The organism is Sorangium sp. So ce1014, assembly GCF_051521505.1.
GTDB lineage: Bacteria > Myxococcota_A > Polyangia > Polyangiales > Polyangiaceae > Sorangium.
Genome location: NZ_CP150356.1, coordinates 8,600,143 through 8,626,444 on the forward strand (window position 1 = coordinate 8,600,143; position 26,302 = coordinate 8,626,444).

Annotated in this window: 23 protein-coding genes and 1 tRNA gene; 14 read left to right on the forward strand and 10 right to left on the reverse strand. The window is 72.3% G+C overall.

Going from position 1 to position 26,302, the window contains the following annotated elements:
* Nucleotides 1–107 precede the first annotated feature (107 nt).
* Nucleotides 108–183 (forward strand) — tRNA-His (locus WME75_RS32530).
* A 63-nt stretch (nt 184–246) separates the two neighbouring features.
* Here the strand turns inward: WME75_RS32530 and WME75_RS32535 are convergent.
* Complete coding sequence (locus tag WME75_RS32535) at nt 247–837, reverse strand: Uma2 family endonuclease (RefSeq protein ID WP_437479101.1); 591 nt, start codon at nt 835–837, stop codon at nt 247–249.
* A gap of 222 nt (nt 838–1,059) precedes the next feature.
* Between WME75_RS32535 and WME75_RS32540 the strand changes: the two genes are divergently transcribed.
* On the forward strand, nt 1,060–2,442 hold the full coding sequence (locus WME75_RS32540) for a hypothetical protein (protein WP_437479102.1): 1,383 nt from the start codon (nt 1,060–1,062) through the stop codon (nt 2,440–2,442).
* 79 nt (nt 2,443–2,521) lie between these two features.
* Here the strand turns inward: WME75_RS32540 and WME75_RS32545 are convergent, their stop codons facing one another.
* Nucleotides 2,522–2,803 (reverse strand): hypothetical protein, encoded by a 282-nt coding sequence (locus WME75_RS32545; RefSeq protein WP_437479103.1) that lies wholly within the window; start codon nt 2,801–2,803, stop codon nt 2,522–2,524.
* 391 nt (nt 2,804–3,194) lie between these two features.
* Here WME75_RS32545 and WME75_RS32550 point away from each other — a divergent pair, with 391 nt between their 5' ends.
* Both WME75_RS32550 and WME75_RS32555 read left to right on the forward strand, forming a co-directional pair.
* Nucleotides 3,195–3,698 carry a response regulator gene (locus WME75_RS32550; RefSeq protein ID WP_437479104.1) on the forward strand — a complete coding sequence of 168 codons (504 nt, stop codon included), beginning with the start codon at nt 3,195–3,197 and terminating at the stop codon, nt 3,696–3,698.
* 155 nt (nt 3,699–3,853) lie between these two features.
* Nucleotides 3,854–4,288, forward strand: coding sequence for a YqaA family protein (locus tag WME75_RS32555; protein WP_437479105.1), 435 nt, complete (start codon nt 3,854–3,856; stop codon nt 4,286–4,288).
* Between the two features lie 17 nt (nt 4,289–4,305).
* Here WME75_RS32555 and WME75_RS32560 read toward each other — a convergent pair whose 3' ends face one another.
* Nucleotides 4,306–4,944 carry a hypothetical protein gene (locus tag WME75_RS32560; protein WP_437479106.1) on the reverse strand — a complete coding sequence of 213 codons (639 nt, stop codon included), beginning with the start codon at nt 4,942–4,944 and terminating at the stop codon, nt 4,306–4,308.
* Nucleotides 4,945–5,153: 209 nt separating this feature from the next.
* Between WME75_RS32560 and WME75_RS32565 the strand changes: the two genes are divergently transcribed.
* From WME75_RS32565 to WME75_RS32580, 4 genes are all read left to right on the forward strand, one after another.
* On the forward strand, nt 5,154–6,065 hold the full coding sequence (locus WME75_RS32565; protein ID WP_437479107.1) for a hypothetical protein: 912 nt from the start codon (nt 5,154–5,156) through the stop codon (nt 6,063–6,065).
* A 6-nt stretch (nt 6,066–6,071) separates the two neighbouring features.
* Nucleotides 6,072–6,932: a protein kinase domain-containing protein gene (locus tag WME75_RS32570; RefSeq protein WP_437479108.1), complete on the forward strand. Its 861-nt coding sequence runs from the start codon at nt 6,072–6,074 to the stop codon at nt 6,930–6,932.
* A gap of 96 nt (nt 6,933–7,028) precedes the next feature.
* A complete protein-coding gene (locus WME75_RS32575; RefSeq protein WP_437479109.1) occupies nt 7,029–8,204 on the forward strand; it encodes a cystathionine gamma-synthase in 1,176 nt (391 codons plus the stop codon).
* An 87-nt stretch (nt 8,205–8,291) separates the two neighbouring features.
* Entirely contained in the window at nt 8,292–8,858 is a 567-nt protein-coding gene (locus WME75_RS32580) for a hypothetical protein (RefSeq protein WP_437479110.1), read from the forward strand.
* A gap of 53 nt (nt 8,859–8,911) precedes the next feature.
* Here the strand turns inward: WME75_RS32580 and WME75_RS32585 are convergent, their stop codons facing one another.
* On the reverse strand, nt 8,912–9,775 hold the full coding sequence (locus WME75_RS32585) for a Stp1/IreP family PP2C-type Ser/Thr phosphatase (RefSeq protein WP_437479111.1): 864 nt from the start codon (nt 9,773–9,775) through the stop codon (nt 8,912–8,914).
* A gap of 407 nt (nt 9,776–10,182) precedes the next feature.
* Nucleotides 10,183–10,740, reverse strand: coding sequence for a ribosome recycling factor (gene frr / locus WME75_RS32590; RefSeq protein ID WP_437479112.1), 558 nt, complete (start codon nt 10,738–10,740; stop codon nt 10,183–10,185).
* A 237-nt stretch (nt 10,741–10,977) separates the two neighbouring features.
* Between frr and WME75_RS32595 the strand changes: the two genes are divergently transcribed.
* The 5 genes from WME75_RS32595 (at nt 10,978) to WME75_RS32615 (ending at nt 16,888) form a co-directional block, all read left to right on the forward strand.
* A complete protein-coding gene (locus WME75_RS32595) occupies nt 10,978–12,453 on the forward strand; it encodes a sigma-54-dependent transcriptional regulator (RefSeq protein WP_437479113.1) in 1,476 nt (491 codons plus the stop codon).
* Between the two features lie 93 nt (nt 12,454–12,546).
* Nucleotides 12,547–13,014 carry a peroxiredoxin gene (locus tag WME75_RS32600; RefSeq protein ID WP_437479114.1) on the forward strand — a complete coding sequence of 156 codons (468 nt, stop codon included), beginning with the start codon at nt 12,547–12,549 and terminating at the stop codon, nt 13,012–13,014.
* 56 nt (nt 13,015–13,070) lie between these two features.
* A complete protein-coding gene (locus WME75_RS32605) occupies nt 13,071–13,724 on the forward strand; it encodes a DNA-3-methyladenine glycosylase (RefSeq protein ID WP_437479115.1) in 654 nt (217 codons plus the stop codon).
* Between the two features lie 152 nt (nt 13,725–13,876).
* Nucleotides 13,877–14,968 carry a hypothetical protein gene (locus WME75_RS32610; RefSeq protein ID WP_437479116.1) on the forward strand — a complete coding sequence of 364 codons (1,092 nt, stop codon included), beginning with the start codon at nt 13,877–13,879 and terminating at the stop codon, nt 14,966–14,968.
* 57 nt (nt 14,969–15,025) lie between these two features.
* A complete protein-coding gene (locus tag WME75_RS32615; RefSeq protein WP_437479117.1) occupies nt 15,026–16,888 on the forward strand; it encodes a DUF885 domain-containing protein in 1,863 nt (620 codons plus the stop codon).
* A 134-nt stretch (nt 16,889–17,022) separates the two neighbouring features.
* Here WME75_RS32615 and WME75_RS32620 read toward each other — a convergent pair whose 3' ends face one another.
* The 4 genes from WME75_RS32620 to WME75_RS32635 form a co-directional block, all read right to left on the reverse strand.
* On the reverse strand, nt 17,023–18,615 hold the full coding sequence (locus WME75_RS32620) for a peptide chain release factor 3 (protein WP_437479118.1): 1,593 nt from the start codon (nt 18,613–18,615) through the stop codon (nt 17,023–17,025).
* A gap of 92 nt (nt 18,616–18,707) precedes the next feature.
* On the reverse strand, nt 18,708–19,346 hold the full coding sequence (locus WME75_RS32625; RefSeq protein WP_437479119.1) for a hypothetical protein: 639 nt from the start codon (nt 19,344–19,346) through the stop codon (nt 18,708–18,710).
* A 123-nt stretch (nt 19,347–19,469) separates the two neighbouring features.
* Nucleotides 19,470–21,335 (reverse strand): NAD(P)/FAD-dependent oxidoreductase, encoded by a 1,866-nt coding sequence (locus WME75_RS32630; RefSeq protein ID WP_437479120.1) that lies wholly within the window; start codon nt 21,333–21,335, stop codon nt 19,470–19,472.
* 11 nt (nt 21,336–21,346) lie between these two features.
* On the reverse strand, nt 21,347–22,684 hold the full coding sequence (locus tag WME75_RS32635; RefSeq protein ID WP_437479121.1) for a wax ester/triacylglycerol synthase domain-containing protein: 1,338 nt from the start codon (nt 22,682–22,684) through the stop codon (nt 21,347–21,349).
* Between the two features lie 189 nt (nt 22,685–22,873).
* On the opposite strand from WME75_RS32635, the gene WME75_RS32640 reads away from it, so the two are divergent.
* Nucleotides 22,874–23,812 (forward strand): LysR family transcriptional regulator, encoded by a 939-nt coding sequence (locus tag WME75_RS32640; RefSeq protein ID WP_437479122.1) that lies wholly within the window; start codon nt 22,874–22,876, stop codon nt 23,810–23,812.
* A gap of 107 nt (nt 23,813–23,919) precedes the next feature.
* Here WME75_RS32640 and WME75_RS32645 read toward each other — a convergent pair whose 3' ends face one another.
* On the reverse strand, nt 23,920–26,184 hold the full coding sequence (locus tag WME75_RS32645; RefSeq protein ID WP_437479123.1) for a type IV pilus secretin PilQ: 2,265 nt from the start codon (nt 26,182–26,184) through the stop codon (nt 23,920–23,922).
* Nucleotides 26,185–26,302 lie beyond the last annotated feature (118 nt).

Sequence of the window (26,302 nt, forward strand, 5' to 3'; positions counted from 1 at the left end):
GAGGCCGCCGGAGGGAAAGAGCGACGCGCGGAGCGTTTACCCGATTGCACTCTGCGCGGGGCTGAGTATTCTGCCAGGCCTTCGCAGCCCTCGGGCCGTGAAGAACGGTGGGTATAGCTCAGTTGGTAGAGCACTGGATTGTGGCTCCAGTTGTCGCGGGTTCGATTCCCGTTACTCACCCCAGGTAGAACAGCCCGAAATCGTTAGCGAACCCCGTCAGGCCGCTCTCGTCGGGGTTCCCCTTCGCTACGTCGACCAGAGCACCGAGAGGTCGAGCTCGACGGCGTCGAAGGGCTCTACCCGAACCCGCGCCGCGTCGCGGTGGACGGGGCCGCGCTCCCAGCCCCGGCCCGGGCCGAGCGAGAAGACCTCGAGCGTCCGTGCGATCGGGTCGACGAGCCACGCGTGCCGCACGCCCTCGCGCGCGTAGATCGGCATCTTCTCGTTGCGGTCGAAGGCCGCCGTCGACGGGCTCAAGACCTCGCAGATCCAGTCCGGGGCGAGCGCGAAGTAGGCCGTCTCGGGCAGCTCGGGCATGCGCTCGCGACGCCAGCCAGCGACATCCGGCACGATCGCCTCTGCTTCGCCGGGCGCCGCCGGGTCCGGGAAGTGCAACTCGGGCTCGTTGAGGATCCACCAGCCGCCTGGGCCGCCGCGACCGCGATGGAACGGGCCGCCGATCTCCATGATGAGGGCGGCGCTCGCGTTCGCATGGCGCGGCGCTGGCCGGGGCATCACGTGCAGCTGGCCGCCGACGAGCTCCGCCACCTTGTTCGGCGGGACGGCCTCCAGGTCGGCGACCGTGGCGCGGCGCGGCTTCTCGGCGGGCTGGCCCATGACCGGAGCCTGCCCGGGGACGCACGGCGGGGCAAGGCGAGGCGGCGGGCGGTGGGGAGGGCGCCGAGGAGCCGGCCGCCGGGTGCCTCTCTATCTGGCAGACCGCAGAGCTCGATTCATGGATATCCCCCCATCGCGGTGAGCCATTATCCCCTCTCCCGGAGACAGCAAGTCTCGCCTCTGTAACCCGTTCGCCACAGTACCTGCGTAGCGTCGGCGCGCATGAAAACCACTCTCCCTGGGAGCCGCGCGCTGGCCGCGCGCCTCCTCTCTGCCGTCTTCCTCGCGGCCTCCGCGCCCGGGCTCGCGGCGTGCGCCGCCCCGCCGGGCGATGTCGCAGATCCTGCCGAGCTGCCGGCCCCCGGCGCTGTCGATGTCGTCCAGCCGCTCAAGCTGTCCGAGCGCGCCCGCGTCCCCGAGAAGGAGCCGGGGTTCGTCGCGGCGGAGCTCGGGGATCACGAGCTCGTCATCACCCACGACGGCAGCCTGCCGCCGTTCGCGGCGGGCGACGTGCTCGGCGGCACGCAGGGCGGCGGCTACCTCGCCCGCGTCGTGCGCGTCCGCGTGCTCGACGCGGCGCGGGTCGCGCTCGAGACGACGCCCGCCGACCTCACGGAGTTCATCACCGAAGGGCATTTCCACGTCCACTACGACGCGCGCGAGTACGCGCAGGCCATCGACGAGCACCTCGCGCGCGCTCGCGAGATCGGCGTGGAGGACGGCGAGCAGATCGCGAGCCAGGCGGAAGCCCTGAAGATCTCGTCCGGCGCCTCGATGAAGCTGTTCGAGCTCTCCTCGGCCTCGCTCCCGGCCTCGTGCGGGGTCAGCGCGCACGGGACGGCGGCGCTCGACGTCACGGCCGAGCTCTCTCCGGTGCTCGACTTCGAGGTCCACGTCGGCCCGCGGGGCACCGTCAACCCGGTGCCGGAGCTGAAGCAGCTCCGCTTCGTCGCGTCGGGCAGGCTCGACGTGAGCGCCGAGCTCCACGGCGCCGGCACGATCACGGGGCGCTGCACCGTCGATCTCCTCGAGCTCGCCGGGGGCGTCCCCAGCGTGCCGCTGCCGACGCTGACGTTCTGGGTGGGCCCCGTGCCCATCGTCGTCACGACGAACGTCGTGCCGAGGGCGAAGGCCGATGTGGGGCTGTCCTTCACGGCCGCCGAGGTGGTGGCCGAGGCGCAGACGACCGCCGAGCTCAGGGCCGGGGTCGAGTACAAGAACGAGACGTGGCGCACGATCTGGGAGCCCTCGTGCTCGGCCTCGGGGACAGCCTCGATCGGGGCGCCCGGCCCGATCACGGCGTCCGGCAAGGTGAGCGCCGGCGCCGAGCTCCGAGCGCGCCTCTACGGCATCCTCGGTCCGAACATCGGAGTCCAGGCGTATGCGCGCGTCAGCGCGGAGACCGCGCCGCCCTACTGCTCGTACGACGCGCGGGTCGACGGCGGCGTGCGCGCCTACGCCGAGGCGGAAGCCGGCGTGTCGGTCGGCCCGCTGGACCTGACGTTCAAGAGCCTCGATCTGGTCGATCTCGAGCTCCTGCGCTTCGACGGACCGCACACCTCGGGCAAGCTCCGCGACGCGCCCGAGTGCGACGCCGAGCCGTGATCGCGCCGGACATCCTCGCGCCCGCTATCCGGCCGGGAGGCGCGGCGCGCCCCGCCTCCCGCGCGGGCGCGCGACGGGCTCAGGGGTCCGCGCACGCGACATAATCACAGGACGCTTCGTTCACGCACGCCTCGGTTCGTTCCACGAGATCGGCTCCCTCCATGCCGAGGCACGCGGTCTCACAGGTGGTCTGGCTCGGCGGCGGTGCCTCTTGCTCCTCCGCGCAGAGGATGCGGTGCTTGCAGAGCTCACTGCACGCGTGCAAGCTCTCTTCTCCCTTGCACCCGGCGGCGACCGCGGCAGAGAGGCCGAGAGCGGCGGCGATGACGAGGGGAATCGATCGGAGTCCTGCGTTCTTCATGGGCAGCTCATCTCGGTTGTAGGGCTCTTCCCGGCGAGCGACCGGCTGCCGGCCGGCAGCCCCGGTCAGCGCACGAGAAGACGAGCGCTCGACCCGGCACGATCGCAGCGCTCCGCAACAGGCCTGCAGGCCTCACCATGAGGCCACGCCGCCGCGCCCAGCATAGACGAATCCCAGACCGCCGCCCACGGCGCGCGCGCCCGGCAACGCGCGCGCCCGGCAACGCGCGCGCCCGGCAACGCGCGCGCCCGGCAACGCGCGCGCCCGGCAACGCGCGCGCCCGGCAACGCGCGCGCATGGAAACCTCGCCGCACCGCAGCGCTGGCTCGATGCGCAGGACGTGGTACATCGTGGCATGGGCGCCCCGACGCGCCTCCACGTCCCAGGCCGAATGTCCTCCAAGGAATCCGATACCCTGCTCGAGGCCGACCCAGCCCAGCGGCCGGATCGCGAGAAGCCCGAGTCCACGCGGCTCCCTCTCGTGCTCGTGGTCGACGAGGACAGGAGCCTCTGGCAGCCGCTCGGCGCCCTCCTCTCGGAGCGATATCACCTCGTCGTGTGCACCTCGGCCCTGGACGGGGTCGCCGCGTTCACCGAGGATACCTGCGCCGTGATCATCGATGTGCGGATGTCGGGGCAGGACGGCTTCTGGGTCTGCGACCAGATCCGGAAGGTGCAGCCGGAAGTGCCCGTGATCTTCTATTCGGCGTATCAGGACGAGAAGGACTCGTTCGAGGTCATCCACGCGCACCGGCCGTTCGCCTACGTCGACAAGCACGGCGCGGCGCAGAGGCTCCTCGACGCCCTCGAGAAGGCGACGCGGATCTTTCAGAGCACGCTCCGCAGCAGGCGGATCATCGAGCGGCTCCAGCGCCGCCGGCAGGAGGCGGTCTGACGCCGCAGACGAGCGGGCCGCGCCGGCGCGACGAGCGGCGAGATCTGTGGCGCACGCTGGTCCAGCTGGCGCTCAGCCTGGGCGCGCTCTTCGCGCTCATCGCGCTCGCGGCGCACCTCGCGCGCGACCAGCTCGACGCGCTCGGCCGCGGGTTCGTGCAGCGCTTCGGCCTCGCCGGGATGTTCGTCGGCACCTACCTCGCCGATGCGTTCTCCTTCCCGATCCCGCCGCAGTTCTACATGCTGACGGCGATCTCCTCGGGAGGCTCGCAGGTCGCGCCCATGATCACGATCTCGGCGGCCTCGCTCCTCGCCGGCTGCACGGGGTACCGCCTCGCCGGCCACCTCGCGCGTCTCCGCATCTTCGCCGCGCGCCTGGAGCGGACGCGGCCCAGGATAGACCGGCTCTTCGACCGTTACGGGTACTGGGCGATCGCCGTCGGGAGCCTCTCGCCGATCCCCTTCTCGATGCTCTGCTACATGTCGGGGCTGTACCGGATCCCGCCGCGGTACTTCTTCCTTATGGTGCTGTTCCGGGTGCCTCGCCTCCTGGTCTTCTACGCCCTCATCCGGCTGGGATGGAGCCAGTGACGCCGGAGGCGTGAGCCCTATCTGGGGCTGTCCGTCTCCTCGGACGGGTTCACCCGGACGCGCTCCAGGATCTGATCGACCATGCCGAGATCGATCCCGGAGCGCTCGACGACGTTCCTGGAGAACAGCCGAGTCGCCTCCTTCGCGAGCTCCTCGTCCGGGAGGAACGGCCGCGCGGGCGACCGCGGCGCCGGCAGGCCGATCTCCTTCTCGAGCTCGGAGATCGCCCGGATCATCTCCTGGTAGCAGGCGGAGGCGATCTGCACGGAGAACGGGAAGACCTGGGCATTGCCCCGGCCGGCGCGCACCGCGTGCAGCGTCGCGGCGGCCTGCTCGGCGAACTGGCGACTCCCGAACGCGTTGGCCATGTGCGCGTACATCGCGATGGACTCCTGGTCCGCCGCGAGGTCCTCCTCCCTCGAGCGCGGCGCCCCGGCCGCAGGCGCCGAGGACCACCGGACGATCGTCCGCGCGTAGTCGTCGAGCGCGCGCCGCTGGAGGGCCAGTCGCACCAGGAGCGCTTCCCGCCGCTGTCTCTTGAGCTCCGCCCTCTCCTCGTGCTCGGCCCGCCGCTCCGCGCTGAGATCGGCCGATCTGCGCGCCAGGTAAGCGCCGATGAAGAGGGCGACGCCGTTGCTAACAGCGATGAAGAGCATCTCCAAGATCTTGGGATCCATGCCGTTCTCAAGACTTCTAGCACGTTCGCGCGGAACGCAGAGATATGCCGCATGACGCGAAGAAAAGTTGGCCACCTCCCTCCCCCCGTGCAGGTGCGTCGCCATCCCACAGGCAGCCGCGGCGCAGCGCTCGCCGGCGAGCTCGCCGCGCCATCGCGCCCGGCGCGCCCGGGGGATACGATGTTCGCATGACCGGCTCACGCGACGCAGGGGCGGGCCCGCACCTCGCCTGGCTGGAAGGCCCGCTGCGCGAGGCGCTGGAGCGGAGCCTCGCCGACCGGCTCGCCGGCAGCCCCGGGGCGGAGCTCAACCTGGACAACGCGTTCTGGGGCGCCCCCGCGCCCCGCGACCTCGGCGAGGCGCTCACCCGGCTCGGGCCGACGTGCGTCAACGTCGTTGCGCGCGTCTTCGAGCGGTTTCGCGACATCGACCCTACGCTCGGGCTGTGGGCGCAGATCAGGTATCTGCGCAACGTGTGGGTCGGCGGGAGCGCGGGATTCAAGGTGGTCTACGCCGAGCCGGCGGCGATGCGCGAACGCCTCGACGGCCAGTTCGCGGGGACGGGCGGCCGCCGCATGGCGCGCGACACGATCCTCGGGGGGATCGAGCACCAGCGAGGCGCGCTGCTCGGCGCCCTCGCGGGGAGCATCCGCTCGCTCCTCCGGGGCGGCGAGCCGCTCGACGCGGACAGCTGGCGCGAGGTGCACCGGCCCGATCAGGAGGCGGTGCACGTCTGCGTGGGCAAGCGCGAGCCGCGGCTGCCGGAGCTCGATGACATCCACCTCGACTGGAGATCGCCGGTGGTGGGCGTGAACGAGGCGACCCGCCGCTGCCGGTATGGCCTCCTCATCGGCGTGGTCCACTGGACGCAGGCGCGGTTCGGGCTCGGCAACCCGGTGTTTCCGTTCCAGAGCCTCGATGACCGGATCGCCGCCCTCTCCGCGCGCGAAGGCGCGCCGGCGCGCTGGGCCGAGCTCGCGGCGCGCTGGCGCGACGCGCGGTGGACGCTCGCGATGCGCGGCAGCGACGGCGCGGACGAGGCGCTGCGGTGGCTCCGCGAGTGCGACGAGCTGGCCCCGGCGCAGGGAGAGGGCGGCTGAGGGCCCATGCCCTACCCCGCTCCCGACGGCACCGAGCTCGTCGAGCACCTCGGCGCGGGCGCCACGTTCGACGTGGCGCTGGTCCGGCTCGGAGGCCCGCCGCGCGGTCCCGCGCTCGTGTGCAAGCGCCTCGTCCCCCGCGTCCTCCACGAGCACGCCGGGCGGGCCGCCATGGTCCGCGAGGCGAAGGCGCTCTCTCTCGCCCGGCACCCTGCCCTGCCCGCGCTCGCGCGCGTCGGCGCCGACCGCCACGGCCCCTTCCTCCTCGAGAGCCGGCGCGAGGGCGCCTCCCTGCGCGACGTGCTCGACGGATGGCGCGGCCGCGGCCGGCCGCCGCCCGCCTCGCTCGTCGTCCACGTCGTCCGGGCCGCGATCGAGACCCTCGCCGAGCTCCAGGAGATCGAGGACGCCGGGGGGCCGCTCGGCTTCGTCCACGGCGATCTCGGCCCCGATCACGTGCTGCTCGGTCCGCTCGGCGACATCGGCCTCGTCGATCTCGGCGCCGCGCGGTTCCGCGGCATGGATCCGGATCTCGAGACCGCCGACCGGGGCACCCTCCCGTTCGTTGCCCCCGAGATCGCCCGCGGCGAATCGCCGCCGACCGCGCGCGGCGACGTCTACGCGATGGCGGCGACCCTCGTCGCCTTCGCCACCGGCGCGCCGCTCACGCGCGCGCGCGAGCAGGCCGCGATGCTCGTCGAGATCGGCGAGTCGGGCCTCCGCCTCGAGGCGCTCGCCGCGGCGGAGGCGCTCTCGCCGGGGCAGCGCCGCGCGCTCGTTCGCGCGCTCGATCACGATCCAGCGCGCCGCGTGGAGAGCGCGCGGGCGCTGCTCGACGCCTTCGACGCAGGCGCTCCGCGGGGCTAGCTCCGCCCGCGGCAGCGGGGGAGGACCCCGCGCGCGCCCGGCCCTCGTGCCCGCCAGGAGTGGACGCACGCGGCCCATGGGATAAGTCTCGCTCGCATGAAGCCCCACCTAGGTCACGACAGGCTCGCCCTCGACACGCTCGCCATCCACGCCGGACAGCCGCCGGATCCGACGAGCGGCGCGGTCATGACGCCGATCGTCCTCGCGAGCACCTTCGCGCAGGAGCGGCCGGGCGATCACAAGGGGTTCGAGTACTCGCGCAGCGGCAACCCCACCCGCAAGGCGCTCGAGACGTGCCTCGCCGCGCTCGAGGGAGGGCGCCACGGCTTCGCCTTCGGCAGCGGCTCGGCGGCGACCGCCACCCTGCTCCACACGCTCCGGCCCGGAGATCACGTGCTCTCGGGTGACGACGTCTACGGCGGCACCTTCCGGCTCTTCGACAAGGTCATGCGGCCGATGGGCATCGGCTCGACCTCGGTCGACATGAGCGACCTCGACGTCGTCCGCAGGGCCCTCACCCCGGCCACGCGGATGATCTGGATCGAGACCCCGACGAACCCCATGCTCAAGATCTCCGACATCGCCGGGATCGCCGGGATCGCGCGCGCGCACGGGGCGCTGCTCGTGGTCGACAACACGTTCGCCACGCCGGTGCTCCAGCGGCCGCTCGACCTCGGCGCCCACGTCGTGGCGCACTCGACAACGAAGTACCTGAACGGGCACTCGGACGTCGTCGGCGGCGCGCTCATCACCTCGGAGGACGCGCTCGCCGAGCGGATCGGGTTCCTGCAGAACGCGCTCGGCGCCGTGCCGAGCCCGTTCGATTGCTACATGGTGCTCCGCGGGATCAAGACGCTCGGCGTGCGCGTGCGCCAGCAGTGCGCGTCGGCCGCGCTCATCGCCGCGAAGCTCGCCGAGCACCCCGCCGTCCAGGCGGTGCACTACCCCGGCCTGCCCACGCACGCCGGCCACGCGCTCGCCGCGCGGCAGATGCTCGCGCCCGGCGCGATGATCTCGCTCGTCGTGCGCGGCGGCCTGCCCGTCGCCTCGCGGTTCCTCGAGCGGCTCGCGATCTTCTCCTGCGCCGAGAGCCTCGGCGGCGTCGAGTCGCTCGCCGAGCACCCCGCCCTCATGACCCACGCCTCCGTGCCCGCGGCGGCGCGGGAGGCGCTCGGCATCGCCGACGGCCTCCTCCGGCTCTCGGTCGGCCTGGAGGCCAGCGAGGACCTCTGGAACGACATCGCGCAGGCGCTGGGGGACGCGCACGCGTGAGGCGCGGCCGCCGTTTGATCGCGGACCCCCGAGTACGATAGAAGCGAGGTGCGGCCTCGGGGCCGCCATCTACCACCGGAGCTTGCCATGAGTCTCGCCCGCCTCGGCTTCGTGCCCGTGCTCGGTCTCCTACCCCTGCTCGGCCTCGGCTGCAGCGACGCCGAGGCGCCTATCCCGCGCGGCGCCTACTCCCTGAATTTCGTCGACCCAGGCAGCGCCTGCAACGTGTCAGGGCACTCGGAGCTCCTCGGCGACGTCACCGCCGACCAGAAGACCCGGATGCTCGCCGACGGCGAGGAAGGCGCCACGGTCGACTGCTCCGTGACCGGATCGGGCACCTTCGACGTCACGGGGAAGGCCAAGAACAGCGCCACCGCCACGGAGATCCGCGTCAAGATCGACGGCATCAGCCCCACCGCGACGAAGGAGATGCCCGCCACCGGCAGCGTCAGCTTCTCGTCGGCGAAGACGAGCGGCATCGCCTTCACCTCCACGACGGAGGAACAGTGCACGTTCTGGTTCGACCCCGGGAGCGATCAGGGGGTCGACGCAGGCAAGATCTGGGTCGCCTTCGAGTGCACGGCCGTGAAGGGCGGCCGGGATACCTGCGAGATCAGGCTGGGCACCCTGGCCTTCGACAGCTGCGGGGCCTGAGCCGACCGGGACGCCCGGGGTGCTGACAGCGCGCTGACCGCGCGCCCCGGGCGTCAGCTCTTCTGGGAGCGCGAGCTCGACGCCGCCGGGACCGTCGAGCGCTCGCCCAGGTTGACCTGCTGCGAGTCGGCGGGCGGGCCGAGGGTCGCGCTGTTCGGGAGCGCGGCCTCGTCCTGCTCGTCGATCCGGATCACGAGCGCCGTGATGTTGTCCTCGCCGCCGTTCTCGTTGGCCTTGGCGATGAGCCGGCGGCACATCTCCGGCACCTCCACGGTCGAGCTCACGATCTGGAGGATCTGGTCGTCCGAGAGCATCCCGCTCAGGCCGTCGGAGCAGAGCAGGTAGACGTCGCCGGGCTGCGGCTCGTCGTTGATCAGATCCACGGCGACGCTGTCGTTCATCCCGAGCGCGCGGGTGATGACGTTGCGCGGGAGCTCGGCCCGCTGCTCCTCGGTGAGCTCGGGCATCGCCATGATGTAGTCGTTGAACAGCGAGTGATCGCGCGTGAGCTGGCTGATCGAGCCCTTGCGGACGCGGTACGCGCGGCTGTCGCCGACATGGCCGACGTAGATGCGGTTCTTCTTCTTCGAGAAGAGCGCCCCCACGATCGTCGTGCCCATCCCGGCGCAGTCGCGCGACCGGATGCTGCGCTCGAAGATCTGGCGGTTGGCCACGCGGATGCCCGCCTGGAGCCGGTTCTCCTCCTCCGACAGGCTCGTGTCGAAGTGGAACGGCCAGGTGGCGTCCTCCCGCGACGTGGACCGGAAGAAGTCCGCGATCGACTCGGTCGCCAGCCTGCTGGCTACGTCCCCCGCGCGGTGGCCCCCCATGCCGTCCGCGACGATGAACAGATCGTACTCCGACAGGACGGCGTAGCTGTCCTCGTTGTGGTCGCGTTGGAGACCAACGTCCGTCATTCCTGAAGCGATCGCTCGCATAACCTCGGGAATCCTTGAGACGGCTCCGGGCCTTCGGCTTCGAACACCAACCGTTTCATGCTACCGAAAACCTGTCAAGCAGGGCCTCTCGCACCGCAATGGGCGTCTTCCACCCAAAGTCCACCAAAGTCCACCAAAGTCCACTCGCCGACCTTCCTGATCCTACCGACTCGAACCGGGGGGACCGCAAGCCTCTTTTTCATTGAACGCTTTATTGTCGGCCCGGGCCTTGGTCCCGGCACAGCCTCGGGTCGCGCGCCGACAGCACGGCGAGGCGCCTCCGGGGCGTGTTCAACGAGGCGCACGCGTCGCACGAGCCGCACGCGCCGCCACCGCCCCTCGGTCTTCGAGCTCGGTGGCCGGCGCCACGCTGCCGCGGACCCCGCTCACACGTCCAGGATGTCCTTTTCCTTGGCGGCGATCACCGCGTCGACCTGCCTCGTCCCCTCGGCCACCGCGTCCTCGACCTTCTTCTTCGAGCGGTCGGCCTCGTCTCCGCTGACCTCGCCGTCCTTTTCGAGGGCGTCGATCATCTCGTTGGCGTCCCGACGATGCTTCCGGATGGCAACTTTACAGTCCTCTCCGTTCTTCTTCGTCAGCTTCACCATCTCGCGGCGCCGCTCCTCGGTCAGCGGCGGGATCGGGAGCCGGATGAGATCCGCGTCGACCTGGGGGTTCAGCCCGAGGTCGCTCTCCCGGATCGCCTTGTCGACCGCCTTCACCTGGTTCTTCTCCCAGGGCTTGACCGTGATGAGCCGCGGCTCCGGCACGGACACGGTGGCCATCTGCACGAGCGGCGTCGGCACGCCGTAGTAATCGACGCGGATGCCGTCGAGCATGGCCGCGTTCGCGCGCCCGGTGCGCACCTTCGACAGGTCTCGCCGGAGAGCTTCGATGGCCTTGTCGATCCCTTCGCGCAGCTCCTTGATGACGTCCTCGAGCATGATCCGGCTTCCTCCGTGGGGGGCTCGCCCAGCCCGCCCTCTTCGCGGGCGGGCGCGGAGCTTACCGCGTATTTCTGGGCCGGCGGAGAAATCAATCCGCCCCGGTGCCGCCGGCGTCGCGGTCGGACGAACGCTCGCCCCCGTCCGGGCGCGGCGCAGGCGCGCGCGGCCGGGCGCGCCACCTCGGCTGTCACGGTCGCGCCGAGCTGTAGTAACTCTGGGAGGCAGGGCGACCCGATGCGCGATCTGGACTGGAACAGCTTCGACGTCCTCGTCGTCGACGACGAGCAGGACAACCTCGATGCGTTCCGGTTCGCCTTCAGGAAGTCGTTCAAGCTCCACTATGCGCTGGGCGGCGCCGAGGCCCTCTCGCTCCTCGATCGGCTCGATCCTGCGGTGATCGTCGCGGATCAGCGGATGCCGGGGATGAGCGGTATCGAGTTCCTCAAGCAGGCGAAGGAGCGGCGGCCGGACGCCGCGGGCGTGCTGCTCACCGCCCACGCCGACATGGCGGTGCTCATCGATGCGGTCAACTCGGGCGCGGTCGACCGCTACGTCCAGAAGCCCTGGAACTCGAAGGAGCTCGCCGTCATCCTCCGGCAGGCGATCGGCGGGGTCGCGACCCTCCGGGAGAACCGGCGGCTGCGCGAGCAGCTCGCGCACTACGCCGGCTACCTCGAGCGCGAGCAGCGGGACCCGATCGATTTCGGGGAGATCGCCGGCGAGAGCGGCGCCATGCGCGAGGTCGCCGCCCGGATCGGCGAGGTGGCGAAGGCCGCGACGCACGTGCTGATCGAGGGCGAGGAGGGGGCGGAGAAGGAGGTCGTCGCCCGGGCGATCCACGTGGGCTCCCCGCGGGAAGAGCAGCCGTTCGTCAAGGTGACGTGCGCCGCGTTCCGGGGCGACGCGCTCGAGCGCGAGCTGTTCGGCTGGCGGCGAGGCGCCTTCGACGGCGCGTTCGCCGAGCGAGCAGGCCGGCTCGAGCTCGCCCACCGGGGGACGATCTACCTCGACGAGCCGGCGCCGCTCACGCCCTCGCTCCAGGCGCGGCTGCTGCGCGTGCTCACCGACGGCGAGGTCGAGCGGCTCGGGTCGACCGAGACCACCCGCGTCGACGTGCGCGTCGTGCTGTCGCTCACGCCCGGCATCGAGGAGGCGTGGGCGCGCGCGGGCGTGCTGCCCGAGCTCGTCTCCCGGCTCTCGGTGTTCCCGCTGCGGCTGCCGCCGCTCCGGGAGCGGCGCGAGGACATCCTCGCCCTCGCCGAGCACTTCCTGCGCAAGGTCGCGCGCCGCAACGCGCGCGCGGCCACGGCGCTCTCGGACGAGGCGATCGCGAAGCTCACGGCCTATGCGTGGCCGGGGAACACGCGCGAGCTGGAGAACGTGGTCGAGCGAGCCGCCATCCTCTCCCGCGGCGACGTGATCCTGCCCGAGCACCTCGCGTTCACCGCGCGCCCCCAGCCGGCCGAGCCGCCCGCCCGCGCGCCGAAGGCCGCGGACCCGGAGGCGGACGCGACCGGAAAGGCGCTCGCCTCGCCGTCGTCGTCGCGGCCGAAGCTCGACCTGAGCTCGCAGCTCGACGACATCGAGCGGCGGGAGCTCCTCGCCGCCCTCGAGCGCTGCGGAGGGAACAAGGCGGAGGTCGCGCGGCAGTTCAGCATGCAGCGCACGACCCTCTATTACCGGCTGAAGCGGCTCGGCATCGACACGTGACGTCGCGCGGGCGGAGCGCGGCGGCGCGGCGTCAGCGCGCCGCGCCGCCTCGCCTGTCGACGCGGGCGGCGACTTGCGGCAGATTGCGGCGACATGCTGAAGGTCGGTGAGCTCGCGCCGGAGATCGACAAGCTGGCGACGGACGGCCAGCGCTTCGTGCTGTCCGGGCAGGGCGGGCTCTGCACGGTCGTGTTCTTCTTCCCGAAGGCGTTCACGCCCGGATGCACCGTCGAGACCCGGCAGTTCCGCGACAACCACGCCGAGCTCGTGCTCGCCGGGGCGAGCATCGTCGGCATCAGCACCGATGATCACAGGACGCAGTGCAGGTTCGCCGGGTCGAACAAGGTCCCTTTCCCGATGATCGCCGACGACGACCGCAGCGTGAGCCGCGCCTACGGCGTCCTCTGGCCGATCCTCGGCGTCGCCCGGCGGGTCACCTACGTCATCGAGCCCGGCATGCGCATCGCGGCGGTGTTCCATCACGAGCTCCGGGCCACGAAGCACCGCGACGACGTGCTCTCGTTCATCGACGAGCGCTTCCGGGCGGCGCGCCCCCCCTGAGCGGGGCGCGCTCGCCCCGCGCGCCGGACGCCCCGCCGGAGAGCCGAGAGCCCGCCATGCGCCCCACGCCCGAGCCTCACACGCCCCGCGACGGAGTCGCCGCGCTCCTCGAAGGAGCGGCGCCGCTGCCGCGCGACTTCTACGCTCGACCCCCGCTCCTCGTCGCGCGGGCGTGCATCGGCAAGGTGCTCGTCCACAGGAGCCCCGAGGGCATCGCCGCCGGACGGATCGTCGAGACCGAGGCCTACCGCGGCCCGGAAGATCTCGCCGCGCACAGCGCCGGAGGGCGACGGACCGTGCGGACGGAGGTCATGTTCGGCCCGGCGGGCCACGCCTATATGTTCATGCTTTACGGCATGCACTGGGCGTTCAACCTCGTCGTGGCCTCGGAGGGGGAGCCGCACGTGGTGCTCGTGCGCGCCATCGAGCCCGTGCTGGGGCTCACGCTCATGAGCCGCCGGCGGGGCGTCGCGCCCGGGCGGGTCGAGCTGACCAACGGCCCTGGTAAGCTCTGCAAGGCCCTGGGGCTCGACCGCTCCGCCTACGGGATGGATGTCTGCGGAGCCCAGCTCTCGCTGCTCCCCGGCGCGGCTGGGCCCATCGGCAGGTCGCCTCGCATCAACGTGGACTACGCAGGTGTGTGGGCGAAGAAACCGTGGCGCTTCTACGAGCGCGGCAATCGCTATGTATCGGTTCCGCCTCGCCACTGAGCGGGCGTGAGGGCGCGCGCTCGAAGCGCTCGCGCCCGGGCCACGGATCGCGCGAGAATGGCCGCATGGGATTCTGGCCTTTCGGGAGCCGCGAACCTGCCGACGTCGAGAGCGCTTCGCAGGTCGTCACGGCAGCCATGCGCCGCGAGACCGTGAGGGGAAAGTTAACGCTCTATTTCAAGGATCCGCAGACGCAGAGCGCCGCCGAGAGGGCCGCGGAGCGGTGCGCGCAGCTCGCCGGAAACCTGCTGCGCGAGACCGGCGAGCAGGCGCCGCTCCTCGGCAGGGAGGCAGAGCTCGCCGCGACGATCGCGGCCCGCGCGCCGCGCGGCGTCCCGGCGCTGCGCGCGATCGAGCTCGCGGCCCTGCACGTCGTGGCCGAGCGCACCACGCAGTCGCGGCGCAGCGGGCCGACCCCGGTGCCGCCGCTCTTCCAGGAGGCGCCGTCGAGCCGGCCGCCGGCGGGCGGCGCCGGCCGGCCCACCAGCGCGGCGCCGCCGAGCAGCCGCGGCTTCGGGCCGGTGCCCGGCGCATCGCCGGTCGTCGACCCCAACCCGCCGTCGAGCATCCCCCCTCCCCACAGCGTGCGCTCACCGCCGAGCTCGGGCGCGTACCGCCTCCGCGGCGCGGGGGCGGGCAACGGGCGGGGGTCGAGCCCGGGGCTCATCGGCTCGCCCCCCACGGTGATCGCCGCCGCGCTCGCGCCGCTCCTGCGCGACGCGTCAGCGCGGCTGCTCCTCGGATGTCTGCGGGCGCACGACCTGATCATCGTGCGCCGCGTCGCGATCGACCCCGGCTCGGCCGATCACCTGGCGGCGCTCCTGCCGGTCTCCGAGGCGCCGCCGGGCGAGTTCGAGGCGAGCCGGGCCGCCGAGCTCTCTCGCTGGCACGCGGCGCTCGGCTCGCCCGTGATCAGCCAGCTGCGCACCGAGTCGTGCACGATCAGCGCGCAGAAGGCCCGGATGGCGCTGAGCACCGCGGCCATCGCGCCGGGCCTCGTGGGCGAGCTGGTCGACGCGCTCTGCCGCACCGCCTTCCCGGGCCTCGCGCTGTCGAGCGCCCACATCGTTCGCTACGTGGAGCGCGATCTGAGCGAGCTGGCGGCCGAGAGCGTGGCGCGCATCCTCCGGCACCCGAACTCGAAGCAGCTGCGGCTCGCGCTCGGCCTGCTGCTCGACGCGGTGCAGACCGACATGGACGCGATCGTGAGCCTCGCGAAGGCCGCGCTCGGCAGCCCGCCGTGAGGCCGTCGCTTCCCGGGGCGCGTTCCCTTCTCCGCGGGCTTTCGCTAGAAGGCGCAGGTGCGACACCATGGTCTCCTCGATGAGCTCTCCACCGTCCAGAGGTCGCACCGTGGCGGCCTTCCCCTGCTCGTCGCGCTGCTCTGCGCGTGCGGGTCGGCCGAGCCCACGGTCGCGCCGCCCGCGCAGCCCGGGGCGAAGGGGCCCGTCGTGAGCGCGGTCGACGCGCCGCCCGGCGCCGCGGGCGCGGAGGCGGGCGCCGAGCGGGCGCTCGCGGCGCTGTCGACGCGCGTGCTCGAGGAGTACCTGCGCGACGAGCCGGTCCGCGCCACCGAGGCGGGAGACCACCGGTACGACGGCGCGTGGCCGGACGTCACCGAGCAGGGCGAGGCGGCGCGCCGGCGCACGATCGAGGCCGCGCTGTCCGAGCTCCGGGCACTGCCCCTGGAGCAGCTCGGCCTCCAGAGCCGCGTCGACGCGGCGATGATCGAGAACCAGCTGCGCTCCTGGCTGTTCGCGATCGACGAGCTCCGCGAGGCGACGTGGAACCCGATGGTCACCGCCGGCCTCATCGGCGACGGGCTCGACCCGCTGATCACGAGGAGCTTCGCGCCGCTCGAGGAGCGCCTGCGGAGCCTCGGCGGCCGCCTCTCGGGCATCCCCGCGCTCGTCCGGAGCGCGCAGCAGCGCCTCACGGCGGCGCCGCCGCGCATCCACACCGAGACGGCGATCGCGCAGAACAAGGGGCTCATCGCGCTCTGCAAGGCCGAGCTCCCGGCGCTGTTCGCGTCCGCGCCGGCGCAGAAGGCCGAGCTCGACGCGGCCGCGAAGGCCGCCGCCGCGGCGCTCGAGGGCTTCCAGGCGTTCCTCGAGAAGGACCTGCTCCCGCGGAGCGACGGCGACTTCCGGCTGGGCCGCGCGCGATTCGAGGGGAAGCTCCGCTTCGCGCTGGACGACGCGTCCGTCGACATCGACGGCGTGGTGACGGGCGCCCGCGCGCTGCTCGCGGCGACGCACGCCGAGATGCTGGAGACCTCGAGGGAGCTCTGGCCGGAGCTCTTCGGGAAGCAGCCGTTCCCGCGGGTCGAGACGCAGGACGAGAAGATGGCGGCGATCCGGAGGGTCCTCGACGCGATCGCGGCCGATCGCCCGACGAACGCCACCATCGTGAAGGCGTCGGAGAAGCTGCTCGCGGAGGCGACCGACTTCGTCCGCAAGCGCGACCTCGTGCGCGTCCCGGACGAGCCCTGCCGGGTGATCGAGATGCCGGAGTACCGCCGCGGCGTCGCGATCGCCTACTGCGACGCGTCCGGCCCGCTCGAGGCGAAGCAGGAGACGTTCTTCGCGATCGCGCCGACGCCGAAGGACTGGCCGAAGGCGCGCGTCGACTCGTTCTACCGCGAGTACAACACGAGCATGCTCGCCGACCTCACCATCCACGAGGCGATGCCGGGGCACTTCCTGCAGCTCATGCACAACAACGAGTTCCCCTCGAAGCTCCGCGCGGTCTTCTCGAGCGGCCCGTTCGTCGAGGGGTGGGCGGTCTACACCGAGTGGCTGATGGCCCACCACGGCTTTGGCGGCCCGAAGGTGCGGATGCAGCGCCAGAAGATGGTGCTGCGCATGGCGGCGAACGCCATCATCGACCACGGGGTGCACGCGGGCGCGATGGACGAGAAGGAGGCGCTCGCGCTCATGACGAAGGACGCGTTCCAGGAGGAGGGCGAGGCCGTCGGCAAGTGGCGGCGCGCCCGGCTCACGAGCGCGCAGCTCACCACGTACTTCCACGGCTTCACCGAGATGATGCGCCTGCGCGCCGAGCACCAGGCCAAGCCCGGCTTCTCGGAGCGCGCCTACCACGACCGCCTGCTCAGCCACGGCTCGCCGTCCGTGCGCCACCTCAAGGCGCTCCTCTCGCAGTAGCGCGCCGCTCCGAGCGGCACGCACCCGCACAGGAGACGGGCCCAGATCGGCGTTTTCGGCGCGCAGGCGTACTCTCGTACGCCGAGCACCGAAAACGTCGAGGTGGGCCCGTATCCGAAGCGGGCGCGCGCCGCTCAGACCGGGCTGATCGAGCCGCCTAGCTCCACGAAGCGCGTCTTGGGGAACGCCTTGGCGCAGGCGTCGAGCTGCCATTCGCCCTTGAAGAGCACGACGGCGTTGCCGTGCACGTCGCGGGCGCCGTAGCCGTAGAGGCTCGACTCGAGCTCGGCGAGGGGCACCGGCTCGCCCTCGACCCAGCGGGCCAGGCTGAACGAGAGCCGCTCGAGCCGGGCGTCGACGCCGTATTCGGCCGCGAGCCGGTGCTTCACGACGTCGAACTGGAGCTCGCCCACGACCCCGAGGATGGCCTCGCCCTCCCGCCCCTCCGGCGGCCGGAAGAGCTGCACCGAGCCCTCCTGCGCGAGCTGATCGAGCCCCTTCTTGAGCTGCTTGCGCTTCATGGGGTCGATCATGAGGACGCGGGCGAACTGCTCCGGCGGGAACTGCGGCAGCGCGGCGTACTTCACAGGCGGGCCGCTGCACAGGGTGTCACCGATGAGGAACAGCCCGGGGTCGAAGACGCCGATGATGTCGCCCGCGAAGCCGTCGTCCACGAGCGTGCGCTCCTGGGCCATGAACTGCACCGGGTTGGTGAGCCGGATGTCGCGGCCGAGGCGCACGTGGTGCACCTTCATCCCGCGCTCGTAGCGGCCGGAGCAGACGCGGAGGAACGCGATCCGGTCGCGGTGGGCCCGGTCCATGTTCGCCTGGATCTTGAAGACGAACGCGGTGAAGCGGTCGTCGTCCGGGGCGATGGGGCCCTTGTCGCTGCCGCGCGGCGCGGGCGGGGGCATGAGCTCGATGAAGGCGTCCAGGAACTGCGGCAGACCGAAGTTGGTGATGGCGCTGCCGAAGAACATCGGCGTGACCTCGCCGCGGGCGAGCTTGTCGCGATCGAGCGCGTCGCCGGCGGCGTCGATGAGCTCGATGTCCTCGCGCAGCTGGCGCGCCCCCTCCTCCTCGAGCACCTCGACGAGCTCGGGCGCGTCGAGCGACACGACCTCCATCGGGGCGATCTCGGCGCCGTGCGCGACGAGCTCGAAGAGGAACACCTGCTTGCGCTCGCGGTGGTACACGCCGCGGAACTTGCCGCCCACCGAGATGGGCCAGGTGACCGGGTAGACGCCGATGCCGAGGACCTCCTCGACCTCGCCGATGAGCTCGAACGGGTCGCGCCCGGGGCGGTCGAGCTTGTTGACGAAGGTGAAGATCGGCATCTGCCGGAGCTTGCAGACGCGGAAGAGCTTCTTCGTCTGCACCTCGACGCCCTTCGCGCAGTCGAGGATCATGATGGCCGCGTCGGTCGCCATGAGCGCGCGGTACGTGTCCTCGCTGAAATCGGCGTGGCCGGGCGTATCGACCAGGCTCAGCAGGCGGCCCTTGTAAGGGAACTGGAGGACGCTGGTGGAGATCGAGATGCCGCGCTCGCGCTCCATCTCCATCCAGTCGCTGACCGCGTGGGCCCGCGCCTTCTTCGCCTTCACGGCGCCGGCGAGCTGGATCGCGCCTCCGTACAGCAGGAGCTTCTCGGTGAGCGTGGTCTTGCCAGCGTCGGGGTGGGAAATGATCGCGAACGTCTTTCGGCGGGCGATCTCGCGGGTGAGCATGGGATCGGGCACAGCGGCGCGGCAGGATAGAGTCCGGGAGGGCTGCGTCAACCCGACGGGCGACGGACCCGGGGCGGGAGGGGGTGGGGGCGCTATCTGGGGGCGCGGAGGGAGAGGGTGACGGTGACGCCCACGGGGTCGGCGCTGGGGGTGCCGATGTGCCGGTTCTTGAGGAACTGACGGATGCAGCGCTGAGCGTCGGGGGTCACGCCACGGGAATCGAGGATCTCGACGCCCTCGGCTCGGCCCCGGACGCGGACAAGGAACTGGAGCTTGATGGTGCCCGTCACGCCGGAGAGGCCGCCATGATCGGCGACGCACTTCGCCAGCTCGGGGGAGACCTTCTCCAGCCGCTTGGCCACGTTCGGGACGTCGCCGTTCATGAACTCGGGCTCCTTGACCTCCACGAGAGGAGGCGGGGCCGAGACGATCGAGGCGTCAGGGGCGCCGCCGTCGATGGGGCCGCCGTCGGGCGGCGGGGCGCCGGCGTCGTCCGGAGGGGGCTCGGGCTGCGGGGACGGCGGCAGCCAGCCGGCGTCCGCCTCGCCCGGCTCGAGACACCGCACGAAGCCACGGTGCGGGTCCTCCAGCGCGCCGTGCGGACACCGCGGGCCGGCATCCGCGTCAGGCGTCGCGGCGGTGATCCACCCCTGCGCCGGCGGATCCTGCGGCGACGCGGCCTGCGCGCCGCCTTCGGTCGCCGCGCCGACGCAGGCGCCGATGGCGCTCATCGAGAGCGCCAAGGAGACCAGCCACTGACCCAGACGCCCACCTGCTGCTCGCCACCTCATCGGCCGCTGTGATACTGCGGAACGGGCGCGCGTACAGCGGAAACGGCGCTTTTTTGTCCCGGATCAGAGGGCGATCTGCGCGAGCGAGCCCGCCGAGGTGTCCCAGAGCGCCCGGGCGCGGGCGAGGACCTCCGCGTGCGCCTCGGTCCCCGCGGCGGGACCTGTCACCGAGACCTCGCCGCCGGGCCCGAGCTCCACCCGCTCGACCCCGGCGTCCGGGAACTCGCCGCGGAGCTCCCTGGTCATCCGCTCGCCGATGCGCTCGAGGAGACGCGCGAGCCGGTCGGGCGTGATGTCCCGGAACATGAGCACCTGCGGGAGCTTGAGCTCCGAGACGAGAGGCGCGCGATCGGACAGGCCCCGCTCGGCGAGCCGCCGCTCGACGAGCGCCGCGAACACGCTCCCGTAGGCCCGGTCGACCTGCTCGCGCCGGAACCGCTCGTCGATCGCCGGACCGAGCCGCGTCTCCAGCTGCGCGACGCCGTTCAGCCCGTTGGCGAAGCGCCCCTCGTTCTGCGCGAAGTACTCGCCCCGCGCGCGCAGGTCAGACGCCAGCGACGCGAAATGCTCGCCCATCGTCGAGAGGGCCCGCAGCACGAGATCGGTGAACCGGAGCTCCTCCCGGATCCAGCCCACGTCCGTCACACGGTCGGCCATGAACGGCCAGGCGACGAGGTTGTAGTAGTTGTTGAAATCGAGCAGGTACTTCAGCCGGTAGAGCTCGAAGCTGCCGAACACCGGATACATGCGCTCGTAGAGCCGGAGCGTGCTGTCGTACTTGAAGCGGTAGTACGCGTCGTACGCCCCCACCCTCTCCTCGAACCCGGACCGGTCGCCGCCCACGTCGGCGAGGATCATCTGCGTGATGAACTCGTTGGCGGTCGCGATGAAATCGGAGCCGGGGCTGTAGAACGGATCGGTGAACGCGCCCGCCTCGCCGGTGACGGCGTAACGGTCGGTCGAGAAGTACCGATCCGCGTGGTACGGCAGGTGCGCATAGCTCTGGAAGTCCTCCAGCTCCGCCCCCTCGAGCAGCTCGCGCACGGCGCGGTGGGCGCCCAGGAAGCGCTCGAAGTCGGCGCGCGTGCGCGGCCCGGGCAGCGCGCCGGCCGGCGCGTTCCCCTCGCCGATCCGGTCCTTGTCGAAGACCACCCCCACGCTCATCAACGCGGGTCGGGGATCCGCGTTCGCGGTCCCCTCCAGGTCTCCGGCGAGCGGGATGAACCAGATCCAGTACCCGTCGTACATGAAGTGGTTCGTCGACAGGTGGCGCGACGTGTACCGCGCCCGCGACCGCCACGCCGCGTCGGTGACCGCATCGAGCCCCGCGACGCCGCGGTAGCGCCCCCACGCGGCCGCCGTGTTGAGCCGCGTCTCCTTGTGCACCTTCACGCCGAGCTTGCGGAGGAGCACGTGCCGCCGACCGGAGGCGTCGCACACCCAGCGGCAGGCGACCTCGCGCCGCTCGCCGCCCTGCTCGTAGACCACCCTGTGCCGCCCGCGGCCGTCGATCGCGACGTCGACCACCTTGGCGCCGAGCTCGACCTCGGCGCCCGCCGCGCGGTTCATCGCGACGAGATCGCGCTCCAGCCGCGCGCGCTCGAGCTGGAAGCTCGGGTGGAACGGCATGTGGTCGGAGCCGATCTCGCTCATCCGGGGGAGCGGGAGATCCTTGCCCGGCGAATCGAAGAAGAAGCGGAGCCCGTTCTTGGGCAGCTGGTGCTGATACAGGTACGTGCCGAGGTTCAGCCGGCGAATCATGTAGTTCGCCGCGACCTCCACCGTGCTCTCCCCGACCTTGTAGTCTTTCATCGCCGCGGCGGCCTCGAGCACGAGGACCCCGAGGTCGGGGCGAGCGAGGCGGAGCTGCCGCGCGAGGAAGCCGCCGGCGATGCCGCTGCCGATGATGACGACGTCGAACGTGCGCATGACGCCGGCCCTTATACCCCGCCGCGGGCCGGCGGCCCGGGCTCTCCGAGCAGCTCGGCGCGGAGCGCGCCCGGCATCGCCGCCGCCTCGTCCGGGCGGAGCAGCCCGTCGCCGTGGACGATCGACGCCGAGAGGCGCCCGCCGAAGCGGCTGAAGATGACCTGGAAGCCCGGCGGCGTGACGACCGCAGGCAGCGGGTACGCCGAGCGCACGGGCAGCCCCGCGAACCGGTCCACCGTCACCGCGCCGGGGTTCGAGACGATCAGCGAGGCGAGCTCGCCATGGAACGGCTGGTCGCCGAGCCAGCGGTAGACCGGCCCGGGGAGCCAGCGGGCCAGATCGAGCGCGGCGACCATGCCGAGATCGAGCCGGTCGCGCACCATCGCGCGCTGCTGCTCGGCCAGGCGGGCCACCGCGCGGGCGTCGTCGTGGAGCTCGTCGCGGCCGAGCGAGAGCAGGACCATCGTGAGGTGATTGCCGAACAGCCGCCGCGCGCCCGCCTTGGCGTCGAGCGAGAGGGGCAGCGGGACCACGTGGTGCGGCGGGGCGAAGCCGCGGGCCACGAGCGCGCGATCGGCGAGCCGCGTCGCCGCGATCAAGAGGAGGCTCGATTCGGCGAGCCGCGCGCGCTGCCGCACCCGGAGATCGAAGGCGCGGGTCTCCTCCGCCGAGAGCGTGAGCCGGACGACGCGGGAGGTCGCGGCCCGCACCCCCGGACAGGCGCGCGCGAGCGACAGGATGGGCGCGCGGCCGAGCGCCAGCACGTGGGCCTTGTACGCGCGCGCCAGCGCGAGCCGCTCGTCGCGGTCCATCGCCGCGAGGAGGCGCTCGGGGGCGTCGTGCCGCTCCTGCCGCAGCGGCGGGTCGTCCGGCGCGTCGCCGCTGCCCGAGCCGAGCCACGCGACGAGCCGATCCGCGCCCCTGCCGTCCGTCAGCGCATGGTGGTGGCGGAGCACGACCGTATCGCCGCCGCCCGCCCCGCGCACGACGTCGAGCGCCCACGGCCGCTCGCCCGAGGTCCGGTCGGCGAGCAGCGCCTCGATGCGCGCCGCGCGCTCGCGCTCGCCGGCGACCTCGTGGAGGCGCGGCTCGGGGGCGCGCCGGTGGTGATCGACCACCCAGCGGGGCCGCCCCACCCGCCCGAGCACGCTGTTGTCGAGCCGGAAGCGCAGCTCGGGCAGCGCCCGCGTCGCGCGATCGAGGCGCGCCGCGAGCCGGCCGAGGTCGAGGCGACCGTCGAGCTCGAGCACGAACAGGCAGTGGTTGCCCGCCTGGCCACGCGATCGCATGGCGCGATCGTTCATGAGGTGGAAGTGGTCGATCCCCCCGAGCAGAACGGTCGATGTCATGGTCTCCGCGGGGCGCCGCCGGTCAGGTGGAGCCGCGGGCGACCCTAGCAGCCACCCCGGCCGCACGACAGCGCCCGCAGGCGCCGGGCCGCGCACGTTCCGGGCCGCCCGTGCGCTCCGGCACACCCCGCGCGCAAGAAAACGTAAGTATCCATCCTGTGGATATACATTTGATTCTATATTCCACGGGTGAATCTATCGGCGATCGACGTCAACCTCGTCATCGCGCTCGACGCCTTGCTCCAGGAGCGCAGCGTGACCCTCGCGGCCCGCCGGGTGGGGCTCAGCCAGCCCGCCATGAGCCACGCGCTGACGCGGCTGCGCGAGCTCTTCTCCGACCCGCTGCTCGTCCGGGTCGGCCGGCAGATGGCGCTCACCTCGCGCGCCGAGGCGATGACCCCGCAGGTCGCGGCGATCCTGCACGATCTCGCGAGCCTCTTCGGCGGGACGAGGCCGGCCTTCGACCCGGCGACGAGCGGGCGCACCTTCCGGATCGCCACGACCGAGTACGTGGAGCTCCTGCTCCTGCCGCAGCTCAACGCGGCGCTCGCGGAGGGCGGACCGAAGCTCGCGCTCCACCTGCTCCCCCTCGACGCCCGCGCCGTCGACGCGCTCCGGAACGGCGAGATCGATCTCGCGATCGGCGTCTTTCCGGAGGACACCCTCCCGTCCGGCCTGCGCCGCGCGGCGCTCTTCGACGATCGCTTCGCCGGGCTCGCGCGCGCGAGCCACCCGACGGCGCGCGGGCGCGTCGACCTCCAGAGCTACGCCGCCCTCGGGCACGTCGTCGCCCCCCGGCACGGCGCCCACGACGGGGCCGCGGACGACCTCATCGCGGCGCGCGGCATCGCGCGGCGCGAGGCCATGGTGGTGCCGCACGTGTTCCTCCTGCCGCACGTCGTCACGGCGTCGGACCTCGTGGCCACCGTGGCCACGCGCCTCGGCAGGGCGTTCTCGAGCCTGCTGCCGCTCCGCACCTTCGACCTGCCGTTCGAGCTGCCGCCCATCGAGATCGCGATGGCCTGGAACGGCCGGACCGAGGACGACCCCGCGCGGGCATGGCTGCGCGACGTCGTGACGGCCGCCGTCCCGACGATGCGGGAGGCGGCCCGGCGGAAGCGCGTCTGACGGGGAACTCTGACGGGGAACTCTGACGGGGAACGCTGACGGGGAACGCTGACGGGGAACTCTGACGTGGAACCGCGCGCCGCGGCGAACGCGCGGCGGCGGGAGCGCTAGCGACCGAGGGCCTCGGCGCGGTTCACGATGCGCGGCGTGAGGAAGATGACGAGCTCGCTCCGGGTGTCGCTCGCGCGGCGCCGCTGGAAGAGCAGGCCGAGGACGGGGATGTCCCCGAAGAACGGCACCTGGTCGAGGTTCCGGCCGGTGTTGCGGGTGAAGATCCCGCCGATCACCGCCGTGTGCCCGTCCATGATCAGGAGGTCGGTCTCCGCCTCGCGCTTCAGGATGGTGGGATCGCCGCGGGCCGAGGTCTGGTTGAAGTCGGGCTCGTCGCGGTTGATCTTCACGTGCATCGCGACGCTGCCGTCCGACGTGACGTGCGGCTTGACGAGCAGCTGGAGCTTGGCCTCCTGGAACGTCGTCTGCACGCCCTGGGCGCTGATCTGCGAGAACGGGATCAGCGTGCCCTGGCTGATCCGCGCCTCCCGGTTGTCGAGCGTGAGGATGCGCGGGCTCGAGATGATCCGCAGCATGCCGCTGGCCTCGGCCGCGGAGAGCCGGACGCCGAGGTTGACGGTGTTGTTGATCGAGCCGAGCGTGAAGCCGAGCGCGCCGCCCTGCCCGGCGCCGACGATGGCCGGCAGGTTCACCGCGAAGTTCGGGTTCGCGACCTGGCTCGCGAACGGCGAGAGGCCGCCGGTCGGGGTGTTCGAGTCGGTCGCGCCGCCGGCGACGCCGATCGCCGAGGGGAACACGAGCCCCGTCGGGTTGCCGGTCGCCGCGCTGAACGTCCCGTCGCCGCCCCACTGGATGCCGATGTCGCGCACGTAGCGGCTCGTCGCCTCCACCACCCGCGCCTCGATCAGCACCTGCGGCGTCTGCGTGTCGAGCGAGCGGACGAGCTCCTCGATCTGGTTCAGGTTGCCCGCGACGTCGCGCGCGATGAGCACGTTGGTCCGCTCGTCGACCGCGAGCGAGCCGCGCGGCGAGAGCATGTCCTTCGAGCGATCCTGGAGGTCCTTCGCGTCCGCGTAGTTGATCGGGATGAGCCGCGTCTCGATCGGCGCGAGCTGGAGCTCGCTCTTGCGCCGCGCGATCGCGAGCTCCCGCTCCTTGTTGAGATCGGCGATCGGGGCGACGCGGATCATGTTGCCCTGCCGGACCACCCCGAGGCCCTTGGCCTGGAGCACCGTCTCGAGCGCCTGGTCCCACGGGACGTTGCGCATCCGGATGGTGACCGTCCCGCTCACGTTGTCGGCGGTCACGATGTTGACCCGCCCCACGTCGGAGATCAGCCGGAGGACGTTGTGGATGTCCGCGTCCTTCAGGTCGAGGTCGATGCGCCGCCCCGTGAACCGCCGCTGCTGCCCGGCGAGCGCCGGCGTGAAGGCGCCGGCCTGGTCCGGCTCGACGAGCGACTCCTGGCTGCTCGCGGCACCTTCGAACGAGGTCTCGATCTCCGGCGCCCCGGCGCCCGGGAGCTCCTCGCGCGCGACCGTGCGGGTCCGCCGCGCCGCGCCCCCGTCGACGCCGATCCCCGAGAGGGTCGAGGGCAGCGCCCCCTTCGCGACGCTGAGCACGAGCGCGTTGCCCTCGCGCGCCAGCGCGCCCGCGGCGCCCTCGGCCTGCTCGACCTCGACGACCACCCTGGAGCCGTCGCTGTTGCGCCGGAACGTCGAGATCGCCCGCACCGGGCCGCCGAAGGCGCCGACGTCGAGCTTGCGCTGGAGGGCGTCGGGCAGCCGGACGCCGCTGAGCTCGATGACGCGGCGGCCGGCCCTGCCGGTCGACTCGCGGTAGCTCGGGATCGACGAGAGCTCGATGATGACCCGATCGAGCGTCGCCTGGTGCTCGAAGCGCACGTCGGTGATCGTCGCCGGCTCGCGCGCCGGCGCCGCCGCCTGGGGCGAGGCCGGGGCCCGCGCCGCCATGGGCGCGGTCGCGTCGGCGGCGGCGAGCTCGATCACGAGCGCGCCCTGCTCGGCGCGGATCCGGTAAGCCGCCGGGCGCGCGAGCTGCACGAGCACCCGCGTGGTGCGCTGCGCCGCCTTGCCGAACCCCTGGGTCATCACCCCCGCCACGATCGCGTTGCCGTCCGTGATCGCGCCGGGGGCCCCCGCCGACGACTCCGCGCCCTCCAGGTCGACGAGGAGCCGCTTGCCGCCGTCTGCCACGCGCGCCGAGAAGCGCGGCGCCCCGCTCGTCGCGACCACGATCTCGGCCCTGCCCTCTGAGGGCGCCGTGAGCCTGACGTCGCTGACCTGGATCGGGGCGGCCGCGTCTGCGTCTCCCGCAGGAGCGCCGAGGGTCAACATCATCCCGAGTGCCGCAGCACGGCGAAGCGCGCCCCGCCTCGGGCGATAGTCTCGATTGCTCTTCATTGCACTCCCGCTTCGCGGTGACGCGAGATCTGCGTCACGCTGCCGGGAAGCTACT